This is a genomic window from Hwanghaeella sp. (assembly GCF_965227365.1).
Taxonomy (GTDB): domain Bacteria; phylum Pseudomonadota; class Alphaproteobacteria; order UBA8366; family Aestuariispiraceae; genus Hwanghaeella.
Window position 1 is genome coordinate 4,914,646 of the sequence record NZ_OZ245754.1, and the last position, 19,079, is coordinate 4,933,724.

Annotated in this window: 13 protein-coding genes; 4 read left to right on the top strand and 9 right to left on the bottom strand. The window is 60.1% G+C overall.

The genetic code is table 11. The features are described 5' to 3' along the window. Nucleotides 1-36 precede the first annotated feature (36 nt). The 4 genes from ACQK2G_RS22570 to ACQK2G_RS22585 all read right to left on the bottom strand — a co-directional run bounded on the left by ACQK2G_RS22570 (nucleotide 37) and on the right by ACQK2G_RS22585 (nucleotide 6,188). Entirely contained in the window at nucleotides 37-1,221 is a 1,185-nt protein-coding gene (locus ACQK2G_RS22570) for a benzoate/H(+) symporter BenE family transporter (RefSeq protein WP_425407294.1), read from the bottom strand. 143 nt (nucleotides 1,222-1,364) lie between these two features. Beyond that, nucleotides 1,365-2,558: an osmoprotectant NAGGN system M42 family peptidase gene (locus ACQK2G_RS22575; protein ID WP_425407295.1), complete on the bottom strand. Its 1,194-nt coding sequence runs from the start codon at nucleotides 2,556-2,558 to the stop codon at nucleotides 1,365-1,367. 50 nt (nucleotides 2,559-2,608) lie between these two features. Next, the gene (gene ngg, locus ACQK2G_RS22580; RefSeq protein ID WP_425407296.1) at nucleotides 2,609-4,396 is read right to left on the bottom strand and encodes an N-acetylglutaminylglutamine synthetase; all 1,788 of its coding nucleotides are present in this window, start codon (nucleotides 4,394-4,396) and stop codon (nucleotides 2,609-2,611) included. A 13-nt stretch (nucleotides 4,397-4,409) separates the two neighbouring features. Beyond that, entirely contained in the window at nucleotides 4,410-6,188 is a 1,779-nt protein-coding gene (locus ACQK2G_RS22585) for an N-acetylglutaminylglutamine amidotransferase (protein WP_425407297.1), read from the bottom strand. A gap of 257 nt (nucleotides 6,189-6,445) precedes the next feature. Between ACQK2G_RS22585 and ACQK2G_RS22590 the strand changes: the two genes are divergently transcribed. After that, nucleotides 6,446-6,955 carry a MarR family winged helix-turn-helix transcriptional regulator gene (locus tag ACQK2G_RS22590; RefSeq protein WP_425407298.1) on the top strand — a complete coding sequence of 170 codons (510 nt, stop codon included), beginning with the start codon at nucleotides 6,446-6,448 and terminating at the stop codon, nucleotides 6,953-6,955. Nucleotides 6,956-6,958: 3 nt separating this feature from the next. Here the strand turns inward: ACQK2G_RS22590 and ACQK2G_RS22595 are convergent, their stop codons facing one another. From ACQK2G_RS22595 to ACQK2G_RS22605, 3 genes are read right to left on the bottom strand one after another with little or no spacing between them, the layout of a single operon-like run. After that, nucleotides 6,959-8,782 (bottom strand): feruloyl-CoA synthase, encoded by a 1,824-nt coding sequence (locus ACQK2G_RS22595; protein ID WP_425407299.1) that lies wholly within the window; start codon nucleotides 8,780-8,782, stop codon nucleotides 6,959-6,961. Between the two features lie 11 nt (nucleotides 8,783-8,793). Continuing rightward, entirely contained in the window at nucleotides 8,794-9,558 is a 765-nt protein-coding gene (locus ACQK2G_RS22600; RefSeq protein WP_425407300.1) for a crotonase/enoyl-CoA hydratase family protein, read from the bottom strand. Nucleotides 9,559-9,597: 39 nt separating this feature from the next. Further along, nucleotides 9,598-10,794 carry a 3-hydroxybenzoate 6-monooxygenase gene (locus ACQK2G_RS22605; protein ID WP_425407301.1) on the bottom strand — a complete coding sequence of 399 codons (1,197 nt, stop codon included), beginning with the start codon at nucleotides 10,792-10,794 and terminating at the stop codon, nucleotides 9,598-9,600. 262 nt (nucleotides 10,795-11,056) lie between these two features. Here ACQK2G_RS22605 and ACQK2G_RS22610 point away from each other — a divergent pair, with 262 nt between their 5' ends. Together ACQK2G_RS22610 and ACQK2G_RS22615 are read left to right on the top strand one after the other, a co-directional pair. Next, a complete protein-coding gene (locus ACQK2G_RS22610) occupies nucleotides 11,057-12,046 on the top strand; it encodes a hypothetical protein (RefSeq protein ID WP_425407302.1) in 990 nt (329 codons plus the stop codon). Nucleotides 12,047-12,287: 241 nt separating this feature from the next. Then, entirely contained in the window at nucleotides 12,288-13,817 is a 1,530-nt protein-coding gene (locus tag ACQK2G_RS22615; RefSeq protein WP_425407691.1) for a SulP family inorganic anion transporter, read from the top strand. A gap of 27 nt (nucleotides 13,818-13,844) precedes the next feature. On the opposite strand, the gene ACQK2G_RS22620 is transcribed toward ACQK2G_RS22615, so the two are convergent. Together ACQK2G_RS22620 and upp are read right to left on the bottom strand one after the other, a co-directional pair. Continuing rightward, a complete protein-coding gene (locus tag ACQK2G_RS22620) occupies nucleotides 13,845-14,357 on the bottom strand; it encodes a DUF2937 family protein (protein WP_425407303.1) in 513 nt (170 codons plus the stop codon). Between the two features lie 16 nt (nucleotides 14,358-14,373). After that, complete coding sequence (gene upp / locus ACQK2G_RS22625) at nucleotides 14,374-15,024, bottom strand: uracil phosphoribosyltransferase (protein WP_425407304.1); 651 nt, start codon at nucleotides 15,022-15,024, stop codon at nucleotides 14,374-14,376. Nucleotides 15,025-15,255: 231 nt separating this feature from the next. On the opposite strand from upp, the gene ACQK2G_RS22630 reads away from it, so the two are divergent. Continuing rightward, entirely contained in the window at nucleotides 15,256-19,059 is a 3,804-nt protein-coding gene (locus tag ACQK2G_RS22630) for a hypothetical protein (RefSeq protein WP_425407305.1), read from the top strand. The last annotated feature ends 20 nt before the right edge of the window (nucleotides 19,060-19,079 follow it).

Consider the following 19,079-nt stretch of genomic DNA (forward strand, 5'->3'; position numbering starts at 1 on the left):
TCTGCCGGTAGATGGCTTTGCGCCTCCGGGCGTGTTTCAGGCCAGGGTCTCGAAGTCTTTCCGCTCCAGCAGCCAGGAAGCAACGACACCGAAGACCAGGCCCCAGAAGGCGGCACCGATATTGAAGATCGTCAGGTCTGAGACGGTCACCAGGAAGGTGATCAGCGCGCCGAAGATGAACCGTCCTTGGAACGCGGTCATGAAGGCCATTTGCAGAACCCTCAGCATGGCGAGTCCGGCCAGGCTGGCGATGAAGGCGGCAGGCGCGGCCAACATCACTTTGGTGAAAACAGGCGCCATCAGGCCAAAGGGAATGGCAAGAAGGGCGACAACCACGCCGGCGGCATAATGCTTTTCCTTCGGGCCGTCTGCCGAGATGATCGCATTGACCGGGCCGGTGAGGCAGGAAGACGCGCCGCCGACCATGCCGGCGACCATGGAGCCGATGCCGCAGGCCACCGCGATGGCGTTGACCGGCGGTTCATGCCCTGCGGATTTCAGCACGGCGAAGCCCTGGCCGTTCTGGACCACCAACACGGTGATCGCCAGCGGAACGACCAATTCGACCATCGCCTGAAGACTGAATTCCGGCACATGAACCAGGGGCAGTCCGACCCGGGAAACGCTGTCGCCCAAGTCGATGTTGAAGCCGTGGACGATACCCCAGGCGGCGATTCCGACGATCAAGGCTCCGATCAGGGGTGGCATTGCCTTGGCAAGGCGCGGCAGGGCTGAGAGGGCGATGAAAGCGACGGTCATCGGGATGGCGATTGCAGCGTCATCGCGCAGGGCACCGATCCAGTTCAGCCCGAACTGCATGAAGACGCCCGCGACCATTCCCATGACGATGGGCATCGGCGCGGCCTTCATCAATCGTCCGACGACGCCGGACAGACCAAGCACCGCCATCAGCAAGCCGGTCGCCAGAAAGGCACCGATGACTTCCGGAAATGTAAGGTGGTCCAGGGCAGGGCCGATCAGCACCGTGCCGGGGATGGTCCAGAAAAAGGACAGGGGCTGTCTGTATTTCAGACAGAAAAACAGGCTGATTGCCGCATTGACGATGAAAACGCCAAAAATCCAGGAAGCGAGTTCCTCGGATGTCAGGCGCCCGCCCGCCCCCACCGAGAGGATAATGGCGACCGGCCCGCTCGCGGCGAACAAAAAGGCCACGAACGCGTTCGAAATCAGTTGCGGGGAAAGGTCCTTGAATACCGACATAGCGCGGCGAGACTACCGGCAATTCGTCGGCCATCAAGTAGGGTTACGTGCAAGTACCGTGTCTTGCCCGTCACCAGACTGATTTGACCCCTCGCCCGCGATCCTGCGAAAGCGGCATGTGCCCCGAACGCGGCACTTGTCCGTCAGTCGTCGCCATAGGCGTCCTCGGTCTCCGTCGTGTGGACCGCGACGGGAAAATCCTCTTTCGGGCCGAGCGCCATTTCATCCCGCTCGAAAAGCAGCGGGCTCCTCATATAGGCCACCATCAGGTTCGCCACGGCTTCAAGGGATTCGATATTCGTACGCTCCCAACCATGGCTGGCATCACAGGCGAAACAGACCAAGGCGGTACGGATGTCGTTTCCGGCTTCCAACGCGGCGGCGGCATCGGAGCGGTAATATTTGAACACGTCCCTGCTGTGTTCGATTTGGAAGGCCTTGGCCAGCGTCAGCAATTTACGGGTCAAATGCCAGTCGAAGGGACCGGACATGTCCTGCATGGCGACGGTCGCGCCGTATTCGCAGGTATTCTGACCCGGTGCGATGGTGCCGTTGTCGATCGAAACCATCTCGGCGACATCGCCGTGCAGAACGTGGGATGCCCCGACCCCGACTTCCTCGGAAATCGTCAGCAGGATATGGCATTCAAGGGGCAGGCGGAACTTACCCTCGACGATTGCCTTGGCGGCGGTCAGCAGGGCGGCCACACCGGCCTTGTCGTCAAGATGCCGGGAACAGACGAAACCGTCGTCGCTGAAGACCGGATTGGCATGTACCACGACCGTATCGCCGATATTGATGCTGTGGTCGATCAGGTCCTGTTTCGAATGAATGCGCCGGTCGACCCGGATTTCCAGATTCTCCCAACTGCTGGGCTGGGTGTCGATTTCTTTGTTATAGGTATGTCCCGACGCTTTCAGCGGCAGGATCGTGCCGTGATGCTGTCCAAGCTCGGAGTGGATGGTGACACGGGCGCCTTCGGCAAACCGCGCCGACCAATGTCCGATCGGCACCACCTCGCAGCGTCCGTTATTCTTCAGGTTCTTCACCATGGCGCCCAACGTGTCGAGATGGGCGACAATCGCCCGGTCCGGCGCCTTCGAGACACCGGGCAGAGTGGCGCGTATCGCACCCCGACGGGTCAGCTCATATTCGATGCCAAGATCGTCGAACAAACCGCAGACGAGGTTCACCACGGCGTCGGTCATGCCGCTGGGGCTGGGCGTGGTCAGCAACTGGTTGAGGACATCGACCATGTAATCCATGTCCAGGTCCCAATCGCGGCCCTTCTTGCTGGCTTTCAGCAATTCAGGGGTCAGCGGCTTAATTTCAGTCACGGTATTCTCCGTTGTCTTCAGATTTTCAGGTCGAACACGCACGGCCCGGTTCAGGAGGACATCGACTGCGTCTGTGGAAACAGCAGGTCGATGAACTTCTCTGCCGTAGGCTGCGGTTCGTGATTGGCCAGACCCGGACGCTCATTCGCTTCGATGATGGCATAGCCGGGCTGGGCTGGGTCTTTCACCATGAAGTCGAAACCGACGACCGGAATATCCAGGACCCGCGCCGCTTCGACCGCGGCCGAGCGCAACGAAACATGCAGTTCGTCGGTAACATCATGGATTGTGCCGCCGGTATGCAGGTTGGCGGTCTTGCGTACAGCCACAGTCTCGTCCTGGGGCAGGATGTCGTCCATGGTATAGCCTGCAATATGGATGCAGCGCTCCGTTTCCCCATCCATGGGAATTTCACTCTCGCCATCCGTGGCGTTGCGTCGACGCCGGCTGAGTTTTTCGATCAGCTCCTTGATTGTATGTTCTCCATCGCCGCGAACCACCGGAGGTCTCCTGATTGCCGCGGCGATGACTTCCCCGTCGATCACGATGATACGTAGATCCTGACCTTCGATGAACTCTTCCATGATGACGTGGTCAAACATTGCACGCGCGCGGTCGATCGCGTCCAAGACTTCTTCCTCCGTCGATAGGTCGACGGCAACACCATGTCCCTGCTCTCCGCGTGCAGGTTTGACGACGACGCGACCGTACTTCTGTAGGAAGGGCACTGCGTTGCCATTGTCGGGATCGATGGAAATCTGGTCCGGCGCGCGTAATCCGGCTTTCTTCAGCAGCCGTCGTGTAACCGCCTTGTCGTCGCAGCGGCTCATCGCGACCGCGGTTGTCAACTCGCTCAAGGCTTCACGGCAGGCGACGGAACGTCCACCATATGTCAGGCGAAACAGTCCGGCCTCCGCATCTTCTATTTCAACGAAAATGCCCCGGCGTTTGGCTTCGTTGACGATGATGCGGGCATAGACGTTCAAGCCGTGCTCCTCAGTCGGACCGACGAAAAGTTTTTCGTTTATCGGGTTCTTGCGTTTGATCGTATAGACGGGAATCTGTTCAAAGCCTAATTTCCGGTAAAGAGATATCGCTTCCTTGTTGTCGTGCATCACGGACAAGTCCATGAAGCTTCGTCCCATTCCCTTGAACCGGCCGGCCAGTTCCATGACCAGGGCTCTGCCAATTCCCGGGTTCTTCGCTTGCGGGTCGACGGCCAGGGCCCATAGGCTGGATCCGTTATCGGGATCATTGAACGCCTGCTTGTGGTCGACACCCATGACCACGCCGACTATTTCCCGCATCCCTTCCTCCTCGGGATGATCCTCCGCGACCAACACCTGCAAGGTCGGGTCATCCTGGATCCGGGTGAAGAACGGCTCGCTCACCGGTACCATGGACCAGGCGCGGTAGAGGCGGTTGACGGCCTTCTCATCGCCCGGCTCGGCCGGCCGGATGCGGATGCCGTCCGCCGTCATGTCAGCGGTGCGCGCGTTGGACAGGCCGAGGCGGAATGTGTGGGAGGGGTCCAGGAACAACGCCTGCGGCGCGGTCGCTAGCACGACATGGGGCTCGCGCACATAGAAGGCCACGTCACGACGGTTCGATCCTTCTTCCTGGATCGTTTCGGCGAGGGCCGCAGCGCTCTCGAAGGTTTGCCCGAAAATCAGGCGGCCCCATCCGCAATCGACACTAACGCCCTGTTCGACCTGGTCGTCGCCTGTCGGCGCGGGCGGCTCACCCCAATTCTTGAGTGAGGCAAGATGCAGTCTCGATCCGGTCACGTCAGCTTTTTCCTTCATCGCCATGGTGCGTGGGTCCTGTATAGCGGTCATAGTGTTCCGGCCCTCAAATCCCATGCGTTTGCAGCCACATTTCAAGCAGGGCTACCTGCCAAAGCTTCGAACCCCTGAGGGGCGTGATATGCTCGGTCGGGTTGGACAACAGCGTGTCCAGATAATCCTGTTTGAACAGGCCACGATCTTTTGCAGCTTTGGAGGAAAGGGCGTCACGGACATAGTCGAGATACGGCCCGTCGATATACTTCAGGGCGGGAACCGGGAAATACCCTTTCGGGCGATCGATCACCTCGCTTGGAATGACCTGTCGGGCGACATCCTTCAGAATCCCTTTGCCGCCGTCACGAAGTTTCAGTTCAGCAGGGACACGCGCCGCAAGCTCGACCAACTCGTGGTCCAGGAACGGTACACGGGCCTCCAGACCCCAGGCCATGGTCATGTTGTCGACACGTTTGACAGGGTCGTCGACCAGCATCACGGTCGTATCTATTCTGAGTGCCTTGTCGATCGGCGCATCGGCGCCGTGCCTGTCGAAATGTTCTGCGACGAAAGCCCGGCTATAATCCTCACCGACATATTTTGATGCGATCGCCTGGGTATATTCCTGCTGGTCACGGTCGAAGAAAACCGATGCGTAATCCGCGGCCGGATCATTCGACTGCATCATCGGCGGATACCAGTGATACCCGGCGAAGATCTCATCTGCTCCCTGACCGCTTTGAACGACCTTCACATGTTGCGATACCTGCTCGGAGAGCAGAAAGAACCCGGCATTGTCGTAGCTGACCATGGGTTCAGACATCGCCTGAAATGTCTTCGGCAAAGTGTCGAGGAGCCGAGCGGATTCAACGAAGGTCTTCGAATGATCCGTTCCGAAATGCTTCGCGATCAGATCCGAATACTGAAACTCGTCACCCTTTTCGCCATTCGCTTCTTCAAACCCGACAGAGAAAGTCTTCAAGCCTTCCTGTCCGGCCTCCGCCAGAAGCCCGACGATCAGACTGGAATCGACCCCGCCGGACAGCAGCACACCGACCGGAACGTCCGCCACCATGCGCCGTTTCACGGCAAGGCGCAGCGCGTCCATTACCCGGTCGCGCCAGTCGTCGTCCGAATACCGTGTTTCCTCGGCAGTCGGCCCGAAACGGACGTCCCAGTAAATGTGGTCTTTCTCACGGCCGTCCGGTTCGATGATCGAGATCGTTGCCGGCGGCAGCTTCTTCACGTCGCGCAAAATGGTATGGGGCGGGGGGACCACCGCGTGGAAGGTCATATAGTGGTGCAGACCGATCGGGTCGATATCTGTATCAATATCGCCCGCCGCCAGCAGTGCCGGAAGCGAGGAAGCGAAACGCAGCTTTCCGCTGGCCGGGCCGCCAGCCAGGTAAAGCGGCTTAATGCCCAACCGATCGCGCGCCAGAATCAAGCGCCCGGTTTCGCGTTCGTAGATCGCAAAGGCGAACATGCCATGGAACCGGCTGACGCAATCGGTTTTCCATTCCGCATAGGCGCGCAGGATCACTTCCGTGTCCCCGTCTGAAAAGAACCGGTGACCCTTGCTCTCCAATTCGGCGCGAAGTTCCTTGTAGTTATAAATGCAGCCGTTGAAAGCAATGGTCAGGCCCAGATCCGGGTCGGTCATCGGCTGTTCGGCGCGGTCCGAAAGATCGATGATTTTCAACCGCCTGTGCCCAAAAGCATTTCTTCCGCGTTGTATGGCACCGCCCGAATCCGGGCCTCTCGGCACCAAGACATCCATCATTTTCTCAATGGCGTTCAGGGACGCCGAACTGCCGTCGAAGGTGACTTCGCCGCATATTCCACACATAGGTTCACATACCGTTTTTCGTTAACGTTTGCTTTTCACGTCGGCCTCGTCTTTCAGGGGCGAGAGGCACGCGACGACGCCACCTAGGCCTGCTGATCAGGCGCGTATCGGCTGCGGGCGATTTCATTTGCGTGCCACTTCTTACACATCAAAACTTTTGATGTCAAAATATTCGTCCTGTAAGCATCTATTGACCCGGACCGCCGGTTCGTTACAGTTTCCTGACACAAAAAGAATCAAGAACGGGTTCCGGCCAAATGCGCGCCGCTGCCAAGAGAAATGCCGACACGGATACAACGCGCGACGTCCTGGTAGCGTTGCGTCGGATCATCCGTGCGATTGATCTTCAATCGAAACGCATTGCGAAGACCTCAGGTTTGACGACACCGCAGGTCATGGTGTTGCAGTCGATTCGCGACTTGGGTGAAGTGACGACGGGCCGACTGTCCAGTGACGTCTCGTTGAGTCAGGCGACGGTCACGACAATCCTCGATCGGTTGGAGCAACGGGGTTTGGTCGAACGGTACCGCAGTGACCGCGACAGACGCATCGTACATACGAAACTGACGGAGGCGGGCCGAAAGTCACTGAAAAAGGCGCCCCCGCTTCTGCATGAAGAATTCATAGCCGCCTTCGCGGACCTTCCTGCAGGCCGCCAGGACGAGATCGTCGCGACGCTGGAGGAAGTGGCAACCATGCTGGGTGGCGGTGATCTGGACGCGGCCCCCTTGCTGGATGTGGCGCCGCCGTCGGCCACTGGGCGGTAACGGTCAGGCGCGGAAAACGGCCGGATCGTTGGCGTCGAACAGGCGCGCAACAAGCGTTGCACGGCGGTCCAGGATCTTCCGCACGTTCAAACTGCCCTTCGCGGTGATCTCCCCGTCGGCGACGGAGGGCGGTTCGGTCATGAGGATGGCGCGGGCGATCCGGGTCGATGACCCGGTCGCGCCCCGGTTGACGATGCGCAGGATGTCTTCGACCTTTTGCCTCAGGGATACGCCGTAGAACACCGCGCCGTCGCTGTCATAGGTAAGGCCACTCGCCTCCATTGCGGCCGGGTTGCCGAATAGAAGCAGGCCTATTTCGTCCCGGTCGTGACCGGCGATCACCATGTCGCCTGCCACCGGAGCAAAATCCTTCAGCAATGTCAGGCGCAGATTGGACGCGCGCACCCATGTGCCGGTCGACAGTTTGAAGTCTTCCGTGATGCGTCCGTCGAAAACAAGGCCCCGATGTATGTCGTTCGGGTCTACGAAGCGCACGGCGTCATTTGTGATCAGGAAACCCTCTTCATCGAATGCCTTCCGGGTGTTTTCCGGATCCCTGTAATAACCGGGCGTGACATTATCGCCGGAAAGCCTGATCTCGTACCGGCCCTCACCCAATGGCAGCAGTTTCAGGACGACGCCCGGCAGGGGCACGCCGATGATACCGGAACGGTCGACGGGTTCGTGCACCATGACGGCGGCCGGCGCGGTTTCGGTCAAACCCCAACCTGAGATCATCAACGGCGGATTGCCCCGAACCTCCCGCGCGAAATCCTCGATCACGCGCCAGGTTTCCATCGGCAGGGAAGCGGCGGCGTAAAAGACAAAATCCAGATTCTCGAAATAGGCGTTGCGCAAAGCCTCGTCGTCGCGCATCGCGTCCATCTGCATGGAAAATCCGACCGGCACGTTGAATGAAAGCGTGCCCGGGTGTTCGCGAAGGTTCCGCAGGCTGCGCTCGGCGGCATCGCCCATCGGCCGGCCGTCATCGATGTAAAGACTGCCGCCATTCGCAAGGATCAGGTTGAAATTGTGACTACCGCCGAATGTATGATTCCAAGGCAACCAGTCCAGGATCTTGGGCGGCCGGTCGGTCAACATTGGCAGCGTTGCAATCAACTGCGCCTGATTGGTCGTCAACATCCCGTGGGTCGTCATCACGCCCTTGGGGTTTGAGGTCGAGCCCGACGTGAACAGGATCTTGGCCAGCGTGTCGGGCCCGACAAGTGCATGCGCCGCTTCGACGGCCGCGTCGCCGCTGGCGGAAAGCAGATCCGAGAACGGTGTGACCGAAACAGGCGACCCTTCCGTTTTGGTCGCGACCTTCTCAATGTCGTCGAAGACGGGAAGCGACAGGGCTGTGCCAAAAGCCCCGGCGTCGAACGCGAAGACAAGCCCCGGATGAACCGTTTCCGCCGCGTAGATCAAGCGGTCATGTGCTTCCTGGATCAGCGAGTACTGGTCGGCCAGTGGAATGACAGGGATGCCGACATACTGTGCGGCGAGTTTGAGGATTGCGTGATCCACCCCATTGCCGGATAGGATCAAAACCGGCCGTTCGGGGCCAAGCCCCCTGGACAACAGCGCAGCCGCGACCGACCGTACCGCGCGGTGCATTTCCGAATAGGTGACTTCGCGCCAACCTGCATCCTCTTTCGGGCCCTCGCGTTCGGCGATGAAAACCCGGTCCGGCGCCTCGGTCGCCCAGCGGTCGAGCCACTCGCCAATGTTCCGTGCGACCGGCCCGAGCGGGATCTTGGATTGCAAAAGGATCGAACCATCTGAACGATCCTCTCTTTCCACGGAATGGGGGATATGATCGGTCATCGCGATCTCGCTTACCGAAAATCCGGGTTCCGCTTCTGCAGGAAGGCACGAAGCCCTTCGATCGCGTCGGGGCTGGTCTGCGCCAGGGCGACGCAGAGGCTTTCGACGAACAAACCGTCAGATTTCGCCATATCCTCAATCCTGGAGAGAGCCTGGATCATCATGTAGTTGGACAACGGCGCGTTGGACGCGATCGTCTCCGCCAGTTCCAACGCCTTGGCCAAGCCTTCTCCCTCGCCGACTGCATAGTGCGCCAAGCCGAGGGAGAGACCTTCTTCCGCATTGTATCTCCGGCCTGTCAGCATAATTTCCGTCATCCGGTCGGCGCCCAGGATTCGGCCTACGCGAACCGATGCCCCGCCACCCACGAAGATGCCGCGCCGGCCTTCCGGCAATTGAAACATCGCCGACGGTTCGGCGACACGGACATGAGTTGCCGTAGCGAGTTCGAGTCCGCCGCCGATCACGGCACCTGACAAGGCGGAGACAACGGGTAGGCCGCCGAACTGGATCCGGTCCATGATCCGGTGCCACCAGCGGGAATGATGGATTGCCTGTTCCGCGTCGCGCTCCACATGTTCCGACAGGTCCAGCCCGGCGCAGAAATGACCGCCTTCTCCTGTGAGGACGACGACCTTTGTTTCTGCAGGAGGGTCGGCAAAGAAAGTGTCGATCTCACGGATCAACGCGTCGGACATCGCATTGCGTTTTTCCGGCCTGTTCATGGTGAGGATGGCGATCGGGCCTTCCGTCCTTACGCGTAGGATGTCCGACATTTCTTTTATCCCAATTTGTGGAAATAACTGTCGAGGAGATCAGGTCACCGCGCCTTCCAACCCGGTGGATCCATAGAGCCATTGAACGACGTCATACCAATCCTCGGCTGTTTTCGCCTGCATGATCTGGTTGCGCAGTTCCGCATGCGCGCCCGACGGATGATAGATATGGTCGCCGATTGCGCGGGACTGAAGTTGTACACGCGCGGTGCGGGTCCGGCGCTTGGCGTTGTAAGCCGGCAGAACCTTCTCGATGTCGCCGTCGCCGGCCTCCATTTCCGCGGCCAGACAAACAGCGTCTTCCATGGCCATGCAGGCCCCTTGTGCGAAATACTGCATCATGGGATGCGCCGCATCGCCCAACAGGGCGGCCCGTCCGTCGACCCAGTTCATGATCGGATCGCGGTCGCACAGGACCCACAGTTTCCAGTCCTTGCCCTTTTCGATGATTTGCCGGGCAATCGGATTCACATGCTCGAATCCGCGGCGGACTTCGTCATGACTGACGGGTTTGCCCGCCACCGGTTCCGGCGCGTCGTTGTGATAGGTGACCACCAGGTTGAATACCTTCCAGCCCGATAGCGGGTAATGAACGATATGGCATTTCGGCCCCGCCCATAGTGTGGCGGCATTCCATCTAAGGTCCTTAGGCATTTCCTCCGTCGGGATCACCGAGCGATAGGTGGTGTGCCCCGAAACCCTCGGTTTACCGTCGCCTGCGATCCGGGTCCGCACTTTAGACCAAAGCCCGTCAGCCCCGATCAGGGCCCGGCCGGCGATCCGCGATCGGTCCGCCAGGATCGCGGTGATGCTGCTGCCGTCCTGGTCGTAGTCGATGACCTCGCTGGATGTGCGCAACTCGATCAATTCGTGCTCACGACATGCCCGCAGGAAGACACCGTGCAGATCGCCCCGGTGGACTACCGCATAGGGGTTCTTGAAACGGGTGCGGAACGCATCGTCCAACGGGATGCGGGTAATTTCATCCCCGCTGATGGCGTCCATGAGGCGCAAGCTGTCGATATAGACGGCCATATCCCGCGCGGCATCGCCGACACCCAAATAGTCGAAGGAATGGAAGGCATTCGGGCCCAACTGGATCCCGGCGCCGATCTCACCCAGTTCGGGCGCCTTTTCCAGAACGATGGACGGAAACCCCTTCTGCGCCAAGCCGATCGCCGTCGCCAAACCGCCGATCCCGCCGCCGGCAATAATGATGGGGCCGCCCTGGGTCATGAATTGTCCTCCCGACTTACCTGAACTCGACGAATATTGTTTGTTGGGTCGAGAGCGTACCGCGTCCTGCCTGACCATCAAGGGCGCAATTCCCGAAAATCGTTCCCATACCAAACAATATTTGTGCGCGGGAAAGGACCAACCGTTAACAACCCTGCCATTGGGTGCGTTCCGGTTGATAAGCGCTTGCTTTGACTGTCACTGAACCCAAAAGTAGCAGTGGAACCGAAATCGGCTTCAAGTGGGGGAATAAATGCGTCTGGTGTCTGTCATTTTTGTCTTGGGACTTGTTTTGACCGGGTGTCAGACCGCGGGCGGCAATCCGGCCGTGGCGCCGGGAACGGGTCCCGTGAAGATGAGCCAGCAGGCCTATAACAGCTTCAACTCCTATCTCGACAGCAAGGACCCGATCGCATTCGCCCTGTCCGAGGATGGGCGAACCAGCGCTTGGTATTATTGCATCGAATTCGGCTGCCGCCCTTACCGAACCATTCATTTGGCGATCACCCAGTGCAAATTGCGATCGAAAGGGGTGCCATGCCATCTGTTCGCGCGGCAGCGCGATATCGTTTGGCAAAATCCGGGTGAGTGGAAGCCCCTGACGGCGGGGGATCCGATCGCCAGCGAGGACCTTTACGGTCAATCCGTAACCAGCATTGAAAAGACGAACCTTTATGCCCGCTACAATTTGTCGAATCTGGGACAGAAGGCCTTCGCGGAAGCCCGGGCCATGGATGGAAATCTCGTGGCCGTCGGGGCGGCGTTGGGTCGGCTGACCGTGCGCGAAGCCGCCCGGGAAGCTTTGCGGGCCTGCCGCACCTCCCGGCCCGGCGATTCACTGAAATGCGAAATTGTCGAGATCAATAACGACTATGTCGGGGATCTTCCCTCAGCGACGCTCTTCACGCATGCCGACCGGTACATATCGACAGCGCTGCCGAACGGGGGGGACAGGGTCACCCTGCTGGTGGATTGGGATGACGTGGCGCCCGCCGTCACGGCGGAACTTGTCCATTACGTACCGAACAAGGAAGGCAGTTTCTTTCTACGGCTGCCCGAAGGGCCGGGTCTGTGCAAGGGAACGCTGACATTTACCGACGAGAATTACGCAGGATGGACGATGGCTTGCGGCCCAAGGATCCAGGCTGAAGGAACCTTGATCCGCATCTCTCCGGAACCGGTTTACGAGGGCCGGGGACTGGACAGCGAAGGGCGGCAGATCCGATTCCTCTCGGTGAAATACCGGGGATGACAACCCTGGAGCAGGCAAGGGACAGGCGGTTCGGAACAGGCCGGACGAAGCGGGGCGGATACCCCAAACCCTGAATTTTTCATGTTGCATTGCAACATTCGACCGCTATAACCGAGTTCGCCACTGGGTCGGACGGTCCCGTGGTATTGTATAAAATCGATTGCAATCGGGCTGCGGCGGGCGTTGCGCCGCGCGGCCACTCTGAATTTTCGCAAGGAACGGTCTCATTACCGACATAACGATCAAGCAAGCCAAGACCGATATTCTTTCCGGTCTGACTGTCGCCCTCGCCCTTGTGCCTGAAGCGATCGCTTTTGCGTTCGTGGCCAATGTACATCCGCTGGTCGGATTATACGCCGCCTTCATCGTGGGATTGATCACCGCCGTTTTCGGCGGGCGGCCCGGCATGATTTCGGGAGCGACCGGCGCTTTGGCCGTGGTGATGGTGTCGCTGGTTGCTGAACATGGGGTCGAGTACCTGTTCGCCGCCGTCGTGTTGATGGGCATTATCCAAATGCTGGCCGGGATTTTCCGGCTCGGCAAATTCATTCGCCTCGTGCCGCATCCGGTCATGCTGGGTTTCGTGAACGGTCTGGCCATCGTCATCTTTCTTGCGCAACTCAGCCAGTTCCAGGTTCCCGACCCGGAACAAGGGATGGTGTGGATGACCGGCTGGCCTTTGGTTACCATGCTGGGGCTTGTCTTTTTGACCATGGCGGTGATTTGGGCGCTGCCGAAGCTGACAACCGCTATCCCGGCGCCGTTGGCCGGTATCTTCATCGTCGCCGCCATCGTCATCGGGTTCGATATCGGCGTGCCCCGGGTTGGCGATCTCGCCTCCATTGAAGGGGGACTGCCGGCCTTCCACATTCCGATGGTGCCGCTGACCCTGGAAACGTTGAAGATCGTTCTGCCCTATTCGGTCATCCTGGCCCTTATCGGCATGATCGAAAGCCTGCTCACCTTGAACCTCGTCGGCGAAATGACGGGCCAGCGCGGCGGTGCGTCTAAGGAATGCATTGCCCAAGGGGTGGCGAACACGGTTACCGGTTTCTTCGGCGGTATGGGCGGCTGCGCCATGATCGGCCAGTCGATGATCAATGTTAAATCAGGCGGCCGGACCCGCATCTCCGGCATTTCGGCGGCGCTCTTCCTGTTGCTGTTCATACTCGTGGCTTCCAGTTTGATCGAACAGATCCCGCTGGCGGCTTTGGTCGGCGTCATGTTCATGGTCGTCATCGGCACCTTCGCCTGGCGCAGTCTGACGATTATTCGGCGTATTCCCTGGATGGATGCCGCGGTCATGGTGCTGGTCACGGTCGTGACGGTGATGAGCGACCTTGCCGTCGCGGTGGTCGTCGGCGTCATCGTTTCCGCCCTGGCCTATGCCTGGAACAATGCGACGCGTATCCATGCATCGGTCAAGACGACCGAAGAGGACGTCACCGTCTATCAGATTGAAGGGCCGCTTTTCTTCGGATCGACCGACGGGTTCGCGGAACTGTTCCATCCGGAAACCGATGCCCAGACCGTCGTGATCGACTTCGCCCATAGCCGGGTCGTCGACCAGTCGGCCTTGCAGGCGATTGAGGATCTGGCCAAGAAATACGAGGCGGTTGGCAAGACACTTCAGCTGCGCCATCTGTCACGCGACTGCCACCGGTTGCTGCACCGGGCAGGCCAGTTGATGATCGATTCCGATGATGATCCGGATTACGGATTGGCGGTCGACTATGAGGTGAAGACCGGGGCCTTCGCCGGCGGGCATTGATGCGTCCGCCCGAGATACCGGGCCTGACTATCGTTCGCGCGCCTCGGGCTCCTTGACCGGGACCTTCCGCCAATGAAACAGGCTGATCAAGAACATCAGCCCCAGATAGCCGATATAGAATCCGGCAATGGCATAGCCCGCCCCGGCCAGGGTCAGGGGCACGGCCGGTTTCAAATTCTTCAGGGTGGCGAAGGCGATTTTCGGATCGCATTCCAGCAGTAACGCCCCGCCGATATACAGCATTGGCATGGTTTCCAGGCGCTGCAGGGAATTGCGCAGCGTCACGTGACGCGTGACCAATTCCAGAAGATATTCGCCTTCCTGCCGCGCGGAGGCGTCCGAATTCCCGATCAGATCGCGGATATAGTCGTAGCGTTGCTTGTCGACCTTTTCCGCCCTCTCGTCGATGGCGGAAACCTGCTGGGCCAGCTCGTCCACATGGCCGCCCAGGCGTTGCAGATATTGTTGGTGAAAGGTCGGTATCTGCGACAGCGCGGCGGCGCACAGCAAACCGAAAGCGATCAATATCCAGCGGCGCATGGGCTTTCCGGCCGTTCTATTTGGTGCCGAAAATTCGGTCTCCGGCATCACCGAGACCCGGCACGATATAAGCCTTTTCGTTCAAGCATTCGTCCAGTGCCGCGGTATAGATACGGACATCCGGATGCTGGTCCAGCATCACCTGCACGCCTTCCGGCGCCGCAACCAGGGCCATGAAGCGGATATTCTGGCCTTCGACACCGGCCCGTTTCAACACGTCGACCGCATAGGCGGCGGAGTGGCCGGTCGCCAACATCGGATCGCAGAGGATGAACAGCCGGCCCTCCGGTTCAGGCAGTTTCACGAAGTATTCCACGGGGCGCTTGGTTTCCGCGTCCCGGTACAGGCCGATCTGCCCTTCACGGGCGCCGGGCATCAATTCGCGCAACCCGTCGACCATGCCCAGTCCGGCGCGCAGGACCGATACGATGGCGGGTTTGCGCCCGGCCAATACCGGCGCGGTGGTCGGTGCTACGGGGGTTTCGATCCGGGTCGTCTTCAGCGGGATTTCACGCGTGATTTCATACCCCATCAATAGCGAAATCTCTTTCAACAACCCGCGGAACATGGAGGTCGGCGTATCCGTACGTCGCATCCAGGTCAGCTTATGTTGAATAAGGGGATGGTCCAGGACGCGCAAATTTGCGAAGTCGGGGTGGCTCGGCATGGCGGGCGCTCTCCTGATTTCTGGCATGTGGCGGAACCGGGCACGGAGAAGGAATCGAATCGTCCGTACAGCGGGGGCACCATATAGCGCCTGCCGGTCTCCGCCAAGTGCCGGAGCCCGTTGTGAAATCCGGTGCACCACTTTGAATTCCGGCCGGATCAGCGTAATTTTGCACGGTTGCAGGCAACGCTGCCCGGCGTTTCGGGCGGTGAAGAGGATGGGAAGAAGTCAATGGCCGCGGAAATCACCCAATTCCCGAAACCGGAACCGCGGGCGGGTGCGCCGACGCCGGAACAGGTTCAGCAGGACGCGCGCCGCGCGAAGCGGGCCGCGATCTGGATCGCGTCCGTTGCCGGTCTTCTCTCCGCGGCGTGGCTGGGGCTTTGCGGTTGGTACTTCCACACCATTGTCGGCTGGGCCCTTTTGCCTGCCCTGTTGCCGCATGAATTGGCCGGCATGATCGCCGGGGTCTTCACGCCGCTGGCCTTCGTGTGGCTGGCGGCCCTGTTTTTCCGACGCGGTCAGGATGTTCGACATCATACCGATGTGCTGCGCCGGCAACTGGCCCTGCTGGCCTACCCGGCCGAGGATGCGGAAGCGCGAATCGAACTGGTTGCCGATTCGCTTCGTCGTCAGGCCAAAGAGCTTGGCGCGGCGGGTGAGGAAACCGTGCGGGCGCTGACTGACTTGTCCAACGGTTTACAGGCCCAATTGACCGCGCTGGAAAGCCGAACAGGAGATGCGTCGCGGGAAGGCGGCGCCCTTCGGTCGATCCTGTCGGCCGAGGCGGAAAAACTGGGTGAGTTGATCGGCCGGTTGGAGGCGCAACAGAAGACCATTACCCAATCCGTCGACCAGCAGACGGCGACATTGGTCGAGGCATTGGATGCGGCTGCCGCGCGCGGTGACGGGGTCGCGGATACGTTGCGTGTCCAGGCAACGGAAGTCACCGGTGCGGCTGACCACGCCGCCCGTCGCGTCGAGGAAATTGGTGTACGGCTGGAAGCCTATCGTCAGGACCTGGATAAGGCAGCGGCACAGGCCGACGACCGCGTCGAGGCTATCACCGCCCTGTTGAAGGACAGTGGCGAAGATCTGCGCCGTGCGGGTGACGAAGCGTCTGATCAGATATCCTCCTTTGCGGACCAGGTACGCAGCCGGGCGCAGGATACCGTTCGGCTGGTGGAAGAGGCTTTCCAATCCCAGGTCGAGAGTTTCGAAGCTTTTGCATCCCGGACCGACAATCGGTTGGCCGGCCTCTCGGCTCGCTTGCGGGACGGTACCGTGAAGGCGTCCGAGGCCCTGTCGGAGGCGTTCGACAAACACGATCAACGGCTGCAGGCATTCGATGGCAATACCGCGTCGCTCATAGCCGGGATCGGGGAAAAACTGGCCAATCAGGCCGAAGAACTATCGGCCGGTCTAGAACGAAGCCTCAGCGCCCAATTGTCGGCTTTCTCCGCTTTCACGCAACAAACCGAAGCACGGGCAGCGACTGCGAGTGAGCAATTGGCCGGCGCGGTCGATGCTTCCGCCGCACGTCTTGCGGAGGCGGTGTCCCAACACGCGTTGCGAATGCAGGCGGCCGTCACCGAGAGTGAAGCAAGATTGAATGCGAGCGCAGAAGCGGTCGACGGACAGGTGAACGCGATTGTCGGAAAACTGGAAACCGGCATACACGATCAGGCCGAAGCCTTTGACGGTTTCGCGGCGGTGGCCGCCGGCAAGACCGACGCCCTGATCCGGGATATGGAAGATCGAACGGCACTGACCGCCCGGACCCTGCATGACAGTTTCGATGCCGAGCGGGTCTCTTTCCGGAAGTTCGGGGAGGAAACCTCCGAGCGTGTCGCGCAGATGACCGCATTGCTTGAACGTCAGGGCAAGATCCTGACCGGCGCCGTGGTTGCCGCCCTGGGACGCGTCGAAACCGAACAAGGAGAGTTGTTGGATCAAACCCGCGGCCGCTTAGAAAAGATGGGTGATGAATTGGGCGAAAAAGCGGCCCGGTTCGCGGAAAGCATGGCAGGCGATATAGATCGGACGGCAAAGTCCATGAATATCGCCGTGGACCGAAACGCAGAGATCGTCGAGCGGATCCAGCAGGCATTGAAGCAGCAGGTCGAGATGCTGGCGGAGGCGGCCTCAGAAACCGAGAGCCAGGCCGGTCAGATATTGAAATCGGTTGCCGCGCAAAGCGACGAACTGAACGAGGCCGCGACCCGGATCGCGACCCAAACCGGACTTGTCCGCAGCGCCGCCGACGCACAGAGCCGTCAGCTCCTGACCGCTTCCGAATCCGCGACGGAGAAGATGGAGGCGATGGGAACGGCGTTGAGGCAGCAGTCCGATATGATCGGAACGGCAACGGCGGCGGCCGCCGAACGCGCCGACACCATGCGGGAATTGATGCGCCGCCAGGCTGAGGAAATGACGGCGGCGGCGGATCGGGCTGCGCAGCAGGCCGCCGATATCGATGCCCTGCTGGCGGCACGCATGAAGGAAATGCGGGATGCTCTTCAGGCGGGCTCGGCCGAACTGGTCGATACATTCGATCCGGCCGTTGCCCAGGGGCGGGAAATGGCCGATCTGCTGCGCAAGCAAAGTGCCGAGTTGCGCGATGCCGCCGATTGGGTGCAGGACCGCACCGACAAAATCGGCGATTCCCTGCAGAAACGCAGCGCTGATCTACAGACGGCTTCCGACAAGGCGGCTGCGCTAATCCAGGAAATGAACGAGACGCTTCGCCAGAACGTCGCCGCATTGAACGACGTTTCCGACAAGGCCGGCACGGATATCATGAAGATCCGCGAATCCTTGCGGCAGGATGCGACGGCCCTGCAGGCCCTTGCCGAGCAGATCGCCGTCAGCGCGTCCAACACTGAATCCAGCCTCGCCGGGCAGACGGCGACGATGGCGGAAGCATCAAAAATCGCGGAAGAACGAACCGAGGGTATTCGGGCCGTGCTGGAGCGCCAGGTGGAGACCCTGCTGACCGCGGCGGATTCGATCCGGACGCGGATCGGCGAGGCGGGCGATACCTTCCGCAAGGAAAGCGAAGAATTCGGCACCGCGATGGACAAGGCGATGGGTTTGTTCGATGACCTGTCCGATAAACTGGGCAAGGAGGCGGAGCGTCTGACCTCCACATCGGTGAGTGCCGGAATGCAGATGGAAGACCACCGCACCGGATTGGCCAGGCAGGCGGAACAGATGACGGAGGCCGCGGCCGCGGCCGCGACAGCGGCACGGCTACTTGGCGATGCTTTCGCACAGCAGGAGGAAGGTGTCGTCAATGCATCCGACAGAATCGCGAAACGGATTGAAACCCTGGTGACCTTGCTGCGCACGCAAACCGGTGATTTGACGGCGGCCGGTGACGTCGCCAATACGCAGATCCAAACGGTAGCGAAATCCCTGAACACCGAAACCAAGACCCTGACCAAGGTGGCGGAAGAGACCCAGCAGACACTGACCGGTCTGAGCGAGTCGGTAGAGGCCGGCAGCAAGAAGCTGATCCGCGCGGTGAACAGCGCGCGCGACGACGCAGGTGCCATCGGCGACGACTTCACGAAACAGGCCAAGGCCTTGGTCGATGCCTCGGAGCAGGTGAGCAAACGTCATTCGGATATCCGGGATCTGGACCAATCCTTGAAACGGGACCTCTTCCTGAAATCCGCCCGTTACATCGTCGAAGACCTCAATTCCACGACGATCGACCTGACGCGGATCGTGGAGGGCGATGTCCCGGAAGCGGATTGGCGCAGATACATCAAGGGGGATCGGTCTATCTTCACCCGCACCTTGTTGCGCGGCAAACCAACGGCACTGATCCGGGCGATCTCGGACAAGGTCAAGCAGGACAAGGAAGCGCGCGACTACGTCACCCGATACATCGAACAGTTCGATCGTCTTCTCGATCAAGCGAAAGCAAACGACCCTGAGCACCTTCTGCAATCGACTTTCATGACGGCCGATGTCGGCAAGCTGTATGTTCTCCTATGTCATGCCACCGGACGGGAAGACGTTCAATAAGTGCTAACTGACGCAAATAC

Bases quoted from the DNA above. Each gene is read 5' to 3' on its own strand.
- ACQK2G_RS22570 (WP_425407294.1), bottom strand. From the start codon at position 1,221: ATGTCGGTATTCAAGGACCTTTCCCCGCAACTGATTTCGAACGCGTTC.
- ngg (WP_425407296.1), bottom strand. From the start codon at position 4,396: ATGACCGCTATACAGGACCCACGCACCATGGCGATGAAGGAAAAAGCT.
- ACQK2G_RS22585 (WP_425407297.1), bottom strand. From the start codon at position 6,188: ATGTGTGGAATATGCGGCGAAGTCACCTTCGACGGCAGTTCGGCGTCC.
- ACQK2G_RS22590 (WP_425407298.1), top strand. From the start codon at position 6,446: ATGCGCGCCGCTGCCAAGAGAAATGCCGACACGGATACAACGCGCGAC.
- ACQK2G_RS22595 (WP_425407299.1), bottom strand. From the start codon at position 8,782: ATGACCGATCATATCCCCCATTCCGTGGAAAGAGAGGATCGTTCAGAT.
- ACQK2G_RS22600 (WP_425407300.1), bottom strand. From the start codon at position 9,558: ATGTCGGACATCCTACGCGTAAGGACGGAAGGCCCGATCGCCATCCTC.
- ACQK2G_RS22605 (WP_425407301.1), bottom strand. From the start codon at position 10,794: ATGACCCAGGGCGGCCCCATCATTATTGCCGGCGGCGGGATCGGCGGT.
- ACQK2G_RS22620 (WP_425407303.1), bottom strand. From the start codon at position 14,357: ATGCGCCGCTGGATATTGATCGCTTTCGGTTTGCTGTGCGCCGCCGCG.
- upp (WP_425407304.1), bottom strand. From the start codon at position 15,024: ATGCCGAGCCACCCCGACTTCGCAAATTTGCGCGTCCTGGACCATCCC.
- ACQK2G_RS22630 (WP_425407305.1), top strand. From the start codon at position 15,256: ATGGCCGCGGAAATCACCCAATTCCCGAAACCGGAACCGCGGGCGGGT.